This is a genomic window from Halomonas sp. TH-94 (assembly GCF_057473365.1).
The window spans coordinates 51,002-65,089 of sequence record NZ_JBYCKL010000009.1 but is presented as its reverse complement, the minus strand read 5'-3'; the positions used below and the strand labels follow the sequence as shown (position 1 = coordinate 65,089).

At 61.6% G+C, this 14,088-nt stretch carries 11 protein-coding genes; 3 read left to right on the top strand and 8 right to left on the bottom strand.

The annotated features are described in order from the left end of the window. Window positions 1–392: 392 nt before the first annotated feature. The 6 genes from prpD to AC2VNO_RS01340 all read right to left on the bottom strand — a co-directional run bounded on the left by prpD (window position 393) and on the right by AC2VNO_RS01340 (window position 8,735). The gene (gene prpD, locus AC2VNO_RS01365; RefSeq protein WP_486932465.1) at window positions 393–1,877 is read right to left on the bottom strand and encodes a 2-methylcitrate dehydratase; all 1,485 of its coding nucleotides are present in this window, start codon (window positions 1,875–1,877) and stop codon (window positions 393–395) included. Window positions 1,878–1,974: 97 nt separating this feature from the next. Beyond that, window positions 1,975–3,153: a 2-methylaconitate cis-trans isomerase PrpF gene (gene prpF, locus AC2VNO_RS01360; RefSeq protein WP_486932464.1), complete on the bottom strand. Its 1,179-nt coding sequence runs from the start codon at window positions 3,151–3,153 to the stop codon at window positions 1,975–1,977. A 67-nt stretch (window positions 3,154–3,220) separates the two neighbouring features. After that, window positions 3,221–5,836 (bottom strand): Fe/S-dependent 2-methylisocitrate dehydratase AcnD, encoded by a 2,616-nt coding sequence (gene acnD, locus AC2VNO_RS01355; protein WP_486932463.1) that lies wholly within the window; start codon window positions 5,834–5,836, stop codon window positions 3,221–3,223. 76 nt (window positions 5,837–5,912) lie between these two features. Then, on the bottom strand, window positions 5,913–7,040 hold the full coding sequence (gene prpC, locus AC2VNO_RS01350) for a bifunctional 2-methylcitrate synthase/citrate synthase (protein ID WP_486932462.1): 1,128 nt from the start codon (window positions 7,038–7,040) through the stop codon (window positions 5,913–5,915). Between the two features lie 48 nt (window positions 7,041–7,088). Beyond that, the gene (gene prpB / locus AC2VNO_RS01345; RefSeq protein WP_486932461.1) at window positions 7,089–7,994 is read right to left on the bottom strand and encodes a methylisocitrate lyase; all 906 of its coding nucleotides are present in this window, start codon (window positions 7,992–7,994) and stop codon (window positions 7,089–7,091) included. 30 nt (window positions 7,995–8,024) lie between these two features. Continuing rightward, the gene (locus tag AC2VNO_RS01340; RefSeq protein ID WP_486932460.1) at window positions 8,025–8,735 is read right to left on the bottom strand and encodes a GntR family transcriptional regulator; all 711 of its coding nucleotides are present in this window, start codon (window positions 8,733–8,735) and stop codon (window positions 8,025–8,027) included. Window positions 8,736–8,971: 236 nt separating this feature from the next. Between AC2VNO_RS01340 and pabB the strand changes: the two genes are divergently transcribed. Together pabB and AC2VNO_RS01330 are read left to right on the top strand one after the other, a co-directional pair. Beyond that, window positions 8,972–10,345 carry an aminodeoxychorismate synthase component I gene (gene pabB / locus AC2VNO_RS01335; protein WP_486932459.1) on the top strand — a complete coding sequence of 458 codons (1,374 nt, stop codon included), beginning with the start codon at window positions 8,972–8,974 and terminating at the stop codon, window positions 10,343–10,345. 114 nt (window positions 10,346–10,459) lie between these two features. Next, window positions 10,460–11,077, top strand: coding sequence for a phosphoadenosine phosphosulfate reductase domain-containing protein (locus tag AC2VNO_RS01330; RefSeq protein WP_486932458.1), 618 nt, complete (start codon window positions 10,460–10,462; stop codon window positions 11,075–11,077). Window positions 11,078–11,171: 94 nt separating this feature from the next. On the opposite strand, the gene cysB is transcribed toward AC2VNO_RS01330, so the two are convergent. Next, entirely contained in the window at window positions 11,172–12,143 is a 972-nt protein-coding gene (cysB, locus tag AC2VNO_RS01325; protein WP_486932457.1) for an HTH-type transcriptional regulator CysB, read from the bottom strand. Between the two features lie 379 nt (window positions 12,144–12,522). Between cysB and trxA the strand changes: the two genes are divergently transcribed. Then, complete coding sequence (gene trxA, locus AC2VNO_RS01320) at window positions 12,523–12,846, top strand: thioredoxin (protein ID WP_228578014.1); 324 nt, start codon at window positions 12,523–12,525, stop codon at window positions 12,844–12,846. A gap of 13 nt (window positions 12,847–12,859) precedes the next feature. Here trxA and AC2VNO_RS01315 read toward each other — a convergent pair whose 3' ends face one another. Next, a complete protein-coding gene (locus AC2VNO_RS01315) occupies window positions 12,860–14,023 on the bottom strand; it encodes an AI-2E family transporter (protein ID WP_486932456.1) in 1,164 nt (387 codons plus the stop codon). Window positions 14,024–14,088 lie beyond the last annotated feature (65 nt).

Here is a 14,088-nt window from a genome sequence, read left to right as displayed (position 1 = left end):
GGAAGGCGTATTCTACTCAAGCGCCGGAGTTTGTCAACTCTCTTCGCCACCGTCACCGGAGTGACCCTGGTCGCGAAGCCCCGTCTGGCGGGCGTCGTTTAGAGCCCCCTTAGGGCCTCTAGCGAGTGGGGCGCATTCTACCGAATTCGCCGTGGGCGTCAAGCGTGAATTTTGCGAAGCGATTCGAAAAATCCAAATCAGGACAACCACTTACCACTCTATCCACCGCCTGCAACGTTGCCCGTCACCGGCAGCGGATGCGTACTTTACGGCTAACTCGGCGGGTACGCAACCCACCGCGTCAAAAAAATATAGCTCAGCTGGCATAAGCTATCCATGACCGCCGTCAATTTTTCTCTCCAGCCCCACATCCGGTGTCTGCGGCGCCCTGCTCAGATGACGAAAAGGTCGATGAATCGATGTACCGGCATTGCCTCTAGGCCCTCCTGGTCACTGCATAGTTGGAAGATGCTTTCGCAGCGTTTGGCCGGCAATCGCGTCGTCAGGTTACGCCGGAACTTCTCCTCGAGGACCGGAATGCCTTCCTCCCGCCGTCGGCGATGCCCGATGGGGTACTCCACCTCGATGCACTCAGTCGCTCCGCCATCGTTGAAGAAGACCTGAATGGCGTTGGCAATGGAACGCTTGTCAGCCGCCAGATAATCCTCGCTGTAGCGCGGCTCCTCGACGACCACCATCTTCGATCTGAGCGTATCGATCAGCGGATGCTGGCGATGAAAATCATCCTCGTAGTGCTCGGCAGTCAGATCCCCGAAGATCAGCGGCACAGCCACCATGTACTGCAGGCAGTGATCACGGTCCGCCGGATTGGCCAGCTCCCCTTCCTTGGAGATGATGCGAATGGCCGATTCGTGGGTGGTGATGACGATACGCTCGATCTCTTCCAGACGCTCCTTGACCTGAGGGTGCAGCCGCACCGCCGCTTCACACGCGGTTTGGGCATGAAATTCGGCCGGGAAGGCGATCTTGAAGAGGATGTTCTCCATCACGTAGGTGCCAAACTCGCGCTGAAAGCGAAACGTCCGCTCCCCCTCCGACTTGATCTTCTGGTCCTTGTTGGTCTTGGAGAAAAGCACGTCATAAAACCCCCATTGGGGAGCGCTGAGCACCCCGGGAATACCCATCTCGCCACGCAGGGCGATATCGGCCAGGCGCACACCGCGTGAAGTGGCATCCCCCGCTGCCCAGCTCTTGCGTGAGCCGGCATTGGGCGCATGACGATAGGTCCGCAGACTTTGGCCATCGGCCCAGGCATGCGAAAGGGCTGAAAGCAGCTGCTCGCGATCCGCCCCCATCAAATCAGCGGCTACTGCGGCAGAGGCAACCTTGACCAACACCACATGATCCAGGCCGACACGATTGAAGGAATTCTCCAACGCCAGTACACCCTGAATCTCATGGGCCTTTATCATTGCCTCGAGCACATCGCGAACGGTCAGTGGCGGCTCTCCCCGCGCGACTTTCTTCTGCGAGAGATGATCGGCTACGGCGAGGATGGCACCGAGATTGTCGGAGGGATGCCCCCACTCGGCGGCAAGCCAAGTGTCATTGTAATCGAGCCAGCGAATGGTGCAGCCGATGTCCCAGGCGGCCTTGACCGGATCCAGATGAAACGACGTGCCAGGTACCCGGGCACCATACGGCACCACGGTACCTTCAACCAGCGGCCCCAGGTGCTTGGTGCATTCGGGGAAGCGCAGTGCCAACAGACCGCAACCCAGGGTATCGATCAGGCAATTTCGCGCCGTATCCAGCGCTTCGTCACTCTCGATTCTATAGTCGAGCACGTAGTCCGCAATCTTATGCAGCTCTGTATCGTAGTCGGGGCGGACGTTGCTTTCGGCGGTGGCGCTCATGCTTCCTCCTGTCGCAGGCTCGGTGGGGGCAACCTTCACTATAGGAAACGCCCCGAGCCTTGCGACTCGGGGCGAAGATTGAGTGCGTTCTTCTTATCTAAAAAGCATCGCCTGGAACGCGCACCCAGCCCTCCATCAATACCCGAGCGCTACGACTCATCACTGCCTTGGTTGCCGTCCACTGCCCTGCCACCTGGGACGCTTCCGCCCCTACCCGCAGGGTCCCGGAGGGATGGCCGAAGTGCACCGAGTTACGCTCACCGCCACCCGCGGCCAGATTGACCAAGGTGCCGGGAACCGCCGCCGCCGTGGCGATGGCAACAGCCGCGGTACCCATCATGGCGTGGTGCAGCTTGCCCATGGAGAGTGCGCGCACGACGAGATCGATATCGCCGGCCTTGATCGCCTTGCCGCTGGAAGCCATGTAATCCGCCGGCGGCGCGACGAAGGCGACCTTGGGCGTATGCTGACGCTCGGCGGCCTCGGCGACATCCTTGATCAGCCCCATGCGTACGGCAGCGTGCGCGCGAATGGCTTCGAACATGGCCAATGCCTTGGTATCGCCGTTGATTGCTTCCTGCAGCTCGGTACCGGTGTAGCCAATCGGCGCTGCATCGACGAAGACTGTCGGGATACCGGCGTTGATCATGGTGGCCTCGAGCACACCCACGCCCGGCACCTCCAACTGGTCGACAAGGTTACCGGTAGGGAACATGGAACCTTCCGCGTCAGCCGGGTCCATGAATTCCACCGCCACCTCAGCGGCCGGGAAGGTCACGCCGTCGAGCTCGAAATCGCCGGTCTCCTGTACTTCGCCATTGGTGATGGGTACCCGCGAAACGATGGTCTTGGCGATATTGGCCTGCCAGATGCGCACCGTGGCGACGCCGTTTTCGGGAATGCGCGAGGAATCTACCAGGCCATTGCTGATGGCGAAGGGACCCACGGCGGCAGAGAGATTGCCGCAATTGCCGCTCCAGTCGACGAACGGCTTGTCGATGGAGACCTGCCCGAAGAGGTAGTCGACGTCATGGTCGGGGCTTGCGCTTTTCGAAAGGATGACCGTCTTGCTGGTGCTGGAAGTGGCCCCGCCCATGCCGTCGATCTGCTTCTGGTAGGGGTCGGGACTGCCGATCACTCGCAGCAACAATGCGTCGCGGGCCGGGCCGGGCTTCTGCGCCGACTCGGGCAGGTCGTCCAGGCGGAAGAAGACGCCCTTGCTGGTGCCACCGCGCATATAGGTAGCGGGAATTTTGACTTGAGGAACGTTTGCCATGGAATTCGTTTCCTGGAGGGACGGAAAACCCCCGACGATGGCGCCGGGGTATTCTCACAACGTGTTGTCAGGCCGTCGCTTCTGCCTCGGATTCGAGGAAGTCCTGAGCAAAGCGCTGCAGTACCCCGCCGGCGGAATAGACGGACACCTCTTCGGCGGTATCCAGCCGACACAGTACCGGCACACGCTCGCTGTCGCCGTTGGCGCGATGAATCACCAGAGTCAGGGTTGCCCCGGGCGAGGGCTTGCCCTCCACGTCATAAGTCTCGGTGCCATCGAGTTTCAACGTGTGGCGCGTGGTGCCTTCCTGGAACTGCAGAGGCATCACGCCCATACCCACCAGGTTGGTGCGGTGAATGCGCTCGAAGCCCTCGGCAACGATCGCTTCGACGCCCGCCAGCGCCACCCCCTTGGCCGCCCAGTCGCGCGAGCTGCCCTGGCCGTAGTCCGCCCCGGCGATCACGATCAGCGGCTGGCCGCGCTCCATGTAGGTTTCGATGGCTTCCCACATACGCGTCACCTTGCCTTCCGGCTCGATGCGCGCCAGCGAGCCTTGAATCACTTCTCCCTTGTCGTCGCGTACCATCTCGTTGAACAGCTTGGGATTGGCGAGCGTGGCGCGCTGGGCGGTGAGGTGGTCGCCGCGGTGAGTGGCGTAGGAGTTGAAGTCCTCCTCCGGCAGGCCCATCTTGGCCAGGTACTCCCCCGCTGCGCTGTCCAGCATGATGGCGTTGGACGGCGACAGATGGTCTGTGGTGATGTTGTCCGGCAGGATCGCCAGCGGCCGCATGCCCTTCAGCCCCTTCTCACGCGCCATGTTGCCCTCCCAGTACGGCGGGCGGCGGATGTAGGTGCTCTGCGGCCGCCAATCGTAGAGCGGGCTCTTGGCCTCTTCCACTTCATCCAGATTGAACATCGGGATGTAGACCTGCTTGAACTGCTCCGGCCTGACGTACTGGCCGACGATGGCATCGATCTCTTCGTCGGCGGGCCACAGATCCTTAAGCGTGACGGGATTGCCATCCTGGTCGTAGCCGAGCGCATCCTTCTCGATGTCGAAGCGCACGGTGCCGGCAATGGCATAGGCCACCACCAGCGGCGGCGAGGCCAGGAACGCCTGCTTGGCGTAGGGGTGTATACGGCCGTCGAAGTTGCGGTTGCCGGAGAGTACCGCAGTGGCATAGAGATCGCGGTCAATGATCTCCTGCTGAATCTCCGGGCGCAGCGCGCCGGACATGCCGTTGCAGGTGGTACAGGCGTAGGCGACGATACCGAAGCCGAGCTTCTCCAGCTCGGGCAGCAGTCCCGCCTCTTCCAGGTAGAGACGAGCGACCTTGGAGCCAGGGGCAAAAGAGGACTTCACCCAGGGCTTGCGTACCAACCCAAGCTCATTGGCCTTCTTCGCCACCAGTCCCGCCGCCACGACGTTGCGCGGATTGGAGGTATTGGTACAGCTGGTGATGGCGGCGATGATCACCGCGCCGTCGGGCATCCTGCCGGCCTTCTCCTCGGCCAGCGCCAGTTCCAGGTTGGCGGCGATGCCGCGCTCGGCCAGCGCCGAGGTCGGCAGGCGGCGATGGGGGTTGGAGGGGCCTGCCATGTTGCGCTCGACGGTGGAGAGGTCGAAGGTCAGCACCCGTTCGTACTGCACGTTCTTCAGGCTGTCGGCCCAAAGCCCGACGGTCTTGGCATAGTTCTCGACCAGCGCCACCTGCTCCGGCTCGCGGCCGGTGATGGTCAGGTAGTCGGTGGTCTGCTCGTCGATGTAGAACATCGCGGCGGTGGCGCCATATTCCGGCGTCATGTTGGAAATGGTAGCGCGGTCGCCGATGGTGAGGCTGTCGGCACCTTCACCGAAGAACTCCAGATAGGCGCCTACTACCCGCTCCTGACGCAGGAACTCGGTGATCGCCAGCACGATGTCGGTGGCGGTGATGCCGGGCTGGCGCTTGCCGGTCAGCTCCACGCCGATGATGTCGGGCAGGCGCATCATCGAGGGGCGGCCGAGCATGACGGTTTCCGCCTCCAGACCGCCAACGCCGATGGCGATGACGCCCAGACAGTCGATGTGGGGCGTGTGGCTGTCGGTACCCACGCAGGTGTCGGGATAGGCGACGCCATCGCGCGCCTGGATCACCGGCGACATCTTCTCCAGATTGATCTGGTGCATGATGCCGTTGCCGGCGGGGATTACATCGACGTTCTTGAATGCGGTACGCGTCCAGTCGATGAAGTGGAAGCGATCCTCGTTGCGGCGATCCTCGATGGCGCGGTTCTTGTCGAACGCCTGGGGGTCGTCGCCGCCGCACTCCACGGCAAGGGAGTGATCGACGATCAACTGGGTCGGTACCACCGGGTTGACCTTGGCCGGGTCGCCGCCCTTCTCGGCGATGGCGTCACGCAGGCCGGCAAGATCCACCAGCGCCGTCTGGCCGAGAATGTCATGGCACACCACTCTGGCGGGATACCAGGGGAAGTCCAGATCGCGCTTGCGCTCGATCAGCTGTTTCAAGGCATCGGTGAGCAGCTCCGGCTCGCAGCGGCGCACCAACTGCTCGGCAAGAACGCGGGAGGTATAGGGCAAGGTGTCATAGGCGCCGGGTTGAATCTCCTCGACGGCCGCACGCACGTCGAAGTAGTCCAGCTCGGTGCCGGGTAGCGATTTGCGGTATTGAGTATTCATGAGTCGACGGTCTTCGCGTGGTGTTGGGTCGGGTATGACGAAAGACGGCCCGCAGGCCGCCTTGTGTCGAGAGAGTTCAGTCGCGCTCCTCGAGGGGCACCCACTGGCTCTTTTCCGGGCCGATGTAGTCCGCGCTGGGGCGAATGATGCGGTTGTTGGCACGCTGCTCGAAGACATGGGCACACCAGCCGGTGACACGCGAACAGACGAAGATCGGCGTGAACAGCTTGGTGGGAATGTCCATGAAATAGTAGGCGCTGGCGTGGAAGAAATCGGCATTGCAGAACAGCTTCTTCTCGCGCCACATGACGTCCTCGACCCGCACGGAGACCGGATAGAGCACGGTGTCGCCTACGTCCTGCGCCAGCTTTTCCGACCACTCCTTGATTATGGCATTACGCGGATCGGACTCGCGGTAGATCGCGTGACCGAAGCCCATGATCTTCTCCTTGCGCTCGAGCATGCCCATGATCTCGCGCTCGGCTTCCTCGGGAGATTCCCAATTCTCGATCATGTCCATGGCCGCCTCGTTGGCACCGCCGTGCAGCGGACCGCGCAGCGACCCGATGGCGCCAGTCACGCAGGAGTGCATGTCGGACAGCGTCGAGGCACACACGCGAGCAGTGAAGGTCGAGGCGTTGAACTCATGCTCGGCATAGAGAATCAGCGAAACGTTCATTACCCGGGCATGCAGCTCGGAGGGCGCTGCACCACGCAGGAGATGCAGGAAGTGAGCGCCTACCGACTCGTCGTCAGTCTCGGTCTCGATGCGCACGCCATCGTGGCTGAAGCGGTACCAGTAGCAGATGATCGACGGCAGCACCGCCAGCAGGCGGTCGGAAACGTCCTGCTGCTCGTCGAAGCTCGCCTCGGTTTCGAGGTTGCCGAGCATCGAGGCCCCGGTGCGCATTACATCCATGGGGTGGGCGCTGGCCGGGATCTGTTCGAGCACGGTCTTGAGCGCCTCCGGCAAGCCGCGCAGGCCCTTGAGCTTGGTGACGTAGGCGTCGAGCTCGGCCTGATTGGGCAGCTTGCCCTTGAGCAGCAGGTAGGCCACTTCCTCGAAGCGCGCCTTCTCGGCCAGCTCTTTGATGTCATAGCCACGATAGGTCAGGCCGGAGCCGGTCTTTCCAACGGTACACAGCGCCGTGCTGCCTGCGCTCTGGCCACGCAACCCCGCACCAGCGATGGGTTTATCTGCCATGTCGAGTCTCCTTGGTCTGTCGTTGTCTTGTCGTCCAACTGGCCTGGCTCAGGCGTCAGAGCCGTTCTCGGCAATCTTGTTTTCCACGAACAGCGCATCGAGCTTCTGCTCGAAGGCGTGATAATTGAGAAAGTCATAGAGCTCGTCGCGAGTCTGCATGAGCTCGACCACATCACGCTGATGCCCCTGGGCATGGATGCTCTGATAAACCTTGAGCGCCGCTGCGTTCATGGCGCGGAAGGCTGACAGCGGGTAGAGCACCATGCGACAGCCCACCTCGGCGAGCTCCTGCTGGCTGAACAGCGGCGTGGCACCGAACTCGGTGATATTGGCCAGAATCGGCGCGTCGACCCGCTCGCAAAAGGCGCGATAGTCGTCGAGGGTATGTACCGCCTCGGCGAAAATGGCATCGGCGCCCGCCTCGATGCAGGCGTTGGCGCGCTCGATGGCGGCATCGAGCCCCTCCTTCTGGAAGGCGTCGGTACGCGCGATCAGGTAGAAGTCCGGATCGATGCGAGCGTCGGCAGCGGCTTTGATGCGATCGACCATCTCCTGCTTGGAGACGATTTCCTTGTTGGGGCGGTGCCCACAGCGCTTCTGCGCCACCTGGTCCTCGATATGCACCGCAGCCACGCCGGCACGCTGCATCTCCTTGACGGTGCGCGCGATATTGAAGGCGCCGCCCCAGCCGGTATCGATATCGACCAGCAGCGGCAGATCGGTGGCGCCGCAGATACGATGAGCGTCCTGGACAACGTCATTCATGGTGGTCATGCCCAGGTCGGGCAAGCCGAAGGAGGCATTGGCCACGCCGCCGCCAGAGAGATAGATCGCCTGATGGCCGACCCGCTCGGCCATCATCGCGGTATAAGCATTGATGGTGCCGAGGATGGGTAACGGGCGATTGGCCTCGAGTGCGGCACGGAAGCGTGCGCCGGGCGTCGATTGGGTCATGGTTATGTCCTCTTGTGATCCGAGCAGACCTCAGACGGGCGCCTCGGCTTGCTGCTTGAGAATGGCGGAATAGCGGTCGACCACATTGGCCCGGGATGCGCTGACATGGCGTCGCATCAATAGCTCGGCCAGTTCGGCGTCGCCGGCTTCTATGGCATCGACGATACGATGGTGCTCGACGAAGGCCCGCTGCGGGCGTGTACCGCTGGCGCTGAACTGGGTGCGATATAGACGCACCAGGTAATAGAGGTCGTCGCACAGCATGGTCATCAGCATGCGGTTGTGGCTGCCCTGGACGATACGATAGTGAAAGTCCAGATCCCCTTCGCGCTGATAATAGGCTTCACCGCTTTTCAGATCGGCCTGTCGCTCATGCAGCGCCAGCACATCGCGTAGCCCGGCGATTTCATCACGGGTCATGTGCTCCGCAGCCAGTCGCGCGGCCATGCTTTCCAAGGCCTCACGCACGTCGAACAGCTCCAGGAGTTCCTTCATGGAGAGCTTGACCACACGCGCTCCCACATGAGGCACTCGTTCGATCAGGCGGTGCGCTTCGAGGCGACGCATTGCCTCGCGCAACGGACCGCGAGAAATGCCATAGGCTTTGGACAGACCAGGCTCGGTGATCTTGCTACCCGGTGCCAGCTTGCCGCGGACGATGGCATCCTGCAGTTCGTGGAAGACCCGTTCCGCCAGGGTTCGAACTTCCGGAGACGTCTGTTCTGATGCGACTGAGTTCATGGCAATTGTCGACAATTAAGGAATGAAGAGACTTTAGACATTGCCCCAGTGCGGGTCAACCTCACCACAGCCGCCATTTCCTACGCCTTTGGTTGTAGACAATGGCGCCTTACCGAGACTCGATGTCGACAATCACCTCAACGTTGACGGTAAAGTCGTTATCAGAACAAGGACCCTCACGACAAAAGCGTCACCACCCCCTAGAATGAGTCGCCTGTTTCGAAAGGCCCCCCCTGATGATAGCGATTCTCGAGATAACGCCCCTGCCCTACGGTGAAGATCCACTGGCCTATTTCCAGGCGCTGCGCGACCTTCCCGGGGCCGTCCTGCTCGACAGCGGCAAGCCTGCCGCCCCGGGCGGGCGCTATGACATCATCAGTTGCGACCCCGTGTCGGTCATCACGGTCGACGGGCAGGGTGTGGTCCGCATAGATGACGAGGTGCAGCATGGCCTCAATCCTTTCCTAGCGCAGCAGGCCTTGCTGGATAGCCTGACGCACGAACTCCCCCATAGTGACCTGCCCTTTCTCGGCGGCCTGATAGGCTACTGGGGCTACGACCTGGGGCGCACCCTCGAGCCGGTCGGGCAGTCGGCAAGGCAGGTGGTGTCCCTCCCGGACAGTCGTGCGGGACTATACGACTGGGCGCTGATTCAGGATCATCAACGGCATGAAAGCTGGCTTGTGGCCACGCCCGAGAGACGCATACAGGTACTCGGCTGGCTAAAACGCAATGTCGCCCCCCTAGGCGACTTCCAACTGCTCGCCCCTTTCGAAGGAGAAATGGACCGCGACGGCTATGCACGGCGATTTTCCGCCGTTCAGCATTACATCCGCGCTGGCGACTGCTATCAGATCAACCTGGCTCAACGGTTCAGTGCGCCGTTCAGCGGTGATCTCTGGAATGCTTACCTGCGCTTGCGCCAAGCCACGCCGACGCCGTTTGCCGGCTATATGTCATGGACAACAAGCCAGGGCCGACAGGCCATCCTGTCACTCTCCCCGGAACGCTTCCTGCACTGCGATTCCGACGGCCATATCGAAACTCGGCCGATCAAAGGCACGCGACCTCGAGGGGGCACACCGGAAGAGGATGACAAGCTGGCCAGAGAGCTGACCGAAAGCCTCAAGGACCGTGCCGAGAACGTGATGATCGTGGACCTGCTGCGCAATGACCTGGGACGCGTATGCCGACCGGGCAGCGTACGGGTACCGCAGCTCTGCGGGCTAGAGAGCTACGCCAACGTGCACCACCTGGTCAGTATCGTGTGCGGCGAACTGGCGGCGGGAAAGCGGCCGCTGGATCTGCTGGCGGCCGCTTTTCCCGGCGGTTCGATCACCGGTGCGCCCAAGGTGCGGGCCATGCAGATCATCGATGAGCTGGAGCCCAGCCGGCGTAGTGTCTATTGCGGCAGCCTGGGCTTCGTCGACGTGCGGGGCAATATGGACACCTCCATCGCCATTCGCACCGCGGTCGCAGATGACGAGAGGATCCATCTTTGGGGCGGTGGCGGATTGGTCGCCGATTCCGCTGTCGAAGCGGAGTACGTCGAAACCCTCGACAAGATTCGCCACCTCATGCAGGCATTGACGGCTCACGGTTTGGAATAAGCCGCACCGATTTACCGCTCATTTGGCTATATTTATCCAATGAAACGATATTGGGGTCCGCTCTGTCGCCTTTGATAGGGTATGGCCAACGCCGTCAACGACCCCGGAGCCATAATGGCAGACCTCGATACCATCAATCAGGAACTCGGCAACGACCCGAGCGCGCTGATTCGCTGGGCTCTCACCCAGGGCCAGCGCCCCATCGTCACCACCAACTTTCGCCCCTTCGAGGCGGTGATCCTGCACATGGTGATACAGCAGCAACCTGACATCCCCGTGGTGTGGATGGACCACGGCTACAACACCGATGCGACCTACCGTTTCGCCGATGCGCTGGTCGAACGCCTGAATCTCAACCTGATCAGCTACCTGCCGCGGCGTACCCGGGCACATCGTGAAGCACTGGAAGGCTCCATGCCGGGTATCGACGACCCCCGCCACGAGGCCTTCACCCAGGAGGTCAAGCTGGAGCCGTTCGAACGCGCCCTGCGAGAGATGGCGCCAGACGTCTGGTTCACGGCACTGCGTGCCGAAGATACCCCGGAGCGTGCCCGCATGGCACCGGTCAGTCGTAACGCCAGCGGCCTGCTCAAGGTGTCACCCCTGCTGCACTGGAGTGCCAAGGAGCTGTATGGCTATCTGCAGCAGCACGACCTCCCCAACGAGTTCGACTACTTCGACCCCACCAAGGTGGAAGCGAAGCGCGAGTGCGGCCTGCACCTGCAACACTGAGCTTTCCCCCATACCTACCTAGCGGACCGACCCAGACACGGTCCGCTTTTTTTGCTGCGGGACCCGTGCGCAGGCCCGGCTGCCGGCAGAGTGCTTAGCGCATCGGCAGCGCAATGTCCTTGAACAGTTCGGCTTCGTGTCGTGGCCCGGCGGCAAGGGCGGCATCGACCAGGTCGCGGTCGAGATGACCAGCGAATCCCTTGACGAAATCATACATGTAGCCGCGCATGAAGGTGCCACGACGAATTCCGATCTTGGTCACCGAGCTTTCGAATAGATGCCCGGCCTCCAGGGCCACGAGGTCATCATCGAGCGCTTCGTCGTAAGCCATGTGGGCGACGATCCCGACACCCAGGCCCAACCGCACATAGGTCTTTATGACATCGGCATCGGCCGCAGTGAGCACCACATTGGGAGTCAGGCCATCGGCGCGGAAGGCGTCATCGAGCTGTGAGCGGCCGGTAAAACCGAATACGTAGGTTACCAGCGGCTGCTCCGCCAGGCGCTCGAGGGTCAGTTCACCGCCATCCGCCAAGGGGTGGCCCCGCGGTACCAGTACGCAGCGGTTCCAGCAATAGCAAGGCAGCAGCACCAGATCGTTGAACAGTTCCAACGATTCGGTGCAGATGGCAAAGTCTGCCATACCGTCGCTGACCATCTGGGCGATCTGTTTTGGCGTTCCCTGCTGCATATGGAGAGCGACGTCGGGATACTTGCGAGTGAACTCACCGATGACCGGGGGCAAGGCGTATCGGGCCTGGGTATGAGTCGTGGCAATGGAAAGGCTGCCCCGCCGCTCGTCGCTGTGCTCCTGGGCGACCTGCTTGATGTTCTCTGCTAACCTCAGCACCTGTCCAGCCAGCTCGACGATGGCTTCCCCCGCCGGCGTGACCCGTGTCAGGTGCTTGCCACTGCGTGCAAATATTTCCACCCCGAGCTCGTCCTCCAGCAAACGTATCTGCTTGGAGATACCGGGCTGAGACGTGAACAGACTCTGGGCGGTCGCCGAGACGTTGAGATTGTGGCGGGTCACTTCCCACACATAGCGCAGCTGCTGTAATTTCATCGTCGACTCGGCTCCCTGATGCCCAGCGAAACATGCTCGATAGCGATTAGTGTTTGGCGTCTAAGTACAAAATAGCATAACGCTAATCACTATCGCGACTGAGGGGAGTTTCGTCGAGGGACAGGCAAGGGGCGACGCGTTTTCCGACAACAATTGGTACACAGCTATAACGAGAGCTGACGAATTCGAGGCATACCACTACAGCACGGCACAAGGAAGCCAGGGAACACGACTAATCTTCATTCAAGAGGGTACAAGACCGGGCGCCGCAGAGGGTATTTGCCAGCGGCACGGCCGACCGCTAACATCTGCCGACCGGATATGCCGATGCATGTCACCCCGATTCGCTCGATGTAGCGCAACGTAACTGGAGAATCACATGGCCAATAACGTCGATGTCACCAATGCCAACTTCGAGCAGGAAGTCCTCAAGGCCGAACAACCCGTGCTGCTGAAGTTCTGGGCTCCCTGGTGCGGCCCCTGCAAGGTCATGGCCCCGGTGATCGACGAGGTTGCCGAAGAACGTTCCGACAGCCTCAAGGTGGTCAGCATCAATGTGGACGACGCACCGGAGATCGCCGCCGAACAGGGCGTACGCGGCGTACCCACCGTGATGCTGTTCAAGTCGGGTTCCAAGGTCGCCTCACTGGTCGGCGCCCAGTCCAAGTCTCAACTGGTGCAGTTCATCGACCAGAACGGCTGATAGCCCCCAAGCCTTACTCCTCGTCTCGCCCCGGCCCCGGCCGGGGCGATGTCATTGGAGCACGGCGAGAAGCGTCCGGCTCATCCGAAGAGGTATGCTGCGTACCATCCGGCGCGATCCTGTCCGAGATGGGCCGCCTGCCTGGCCCCAGCATATAAGCGATCCAGCGAGTCTGCGGATGGCTGTCCAGGGCGATCTTCAGCGTCATGGTCAGCACCACCGAGAGCAGCATGCCCACCACACCCAGCATCCACCCCCAGACTACCAGTGACAGGAAGGCAACGAATGTCGAGAGGCCCAGGGCGCGACCCATCAGCCGAGGCTCGACCAGGTTGCCCAGTACGAAATTGATTCCCAGGTAGGCCATGGCCAGGCCGAAGGCCTCAACCAGACCGCCGTCTCGGGACACCAGCAGTAGCAGGACCGGTGGCACCGCGGCTATGGCGGAGCCGATGTTGGGGATGTAATTGAGCGCGAAGGCCAGCACGCCCCATAGCAGCGGAAAATCCACGCCTGCCACGACGCAGGCAAGCCAGGCCATGACGCCGGTAAGCAGGCTGACGAAGGTCTTCACCGCCAGATAGCGCTTGAGCGTGACACTGAACTCCTGAAAGCGGCGCAGGCTGGCTTCAGGGTCATCGAGGGCGTAGGCCACCTTGCGGCGAAAATTGAGTGTCTCGAACAGCATGAAGATGACCAGTAGCGCCACCACCATGCTCTGCATCAGCAGGTTGCCCAGGCCGCCGAGCAGGGCCGAGAGCCAGCCCCCTTCATCCTCGCCTTCAACCAGGGCCCCGAGGGTTTCCGGGTTGATGGCAAGGCCCATGGAAGCGAGGCTGTCGAGGATGTTGAGATAATGTTCGTAAAGCCGCCCTTCGATACCCGGCAAGGCTTCGATGAAGGTGCCGAAGGCATTGACCGCCAGCAAACCGACCAGCGAGAGAAAGCCGCCGATCACCAACAGCGTGACAACCACCGCCAGATGCGGCCCGAGCCCCAGTCGTTGAAGTGCATTCACCGGGGAGGTGCAGATCACGGCAATGAAAAGCCCCAACAAGATCGGGATGATCAAATCGGCCCCGGCACGAATGCCGGCTACGATGACGACCAGCGCCGCCAGCGCCAGTGTCAGAGTGAGCGGAAGCCCATAGCGTACATTATCGTCACGGTGCAGCATGCCATCTATCCATGTCTGGCGAGTCCTGCTTATCATGACCCCTAGCGGGCTAGTGCACAAACTTG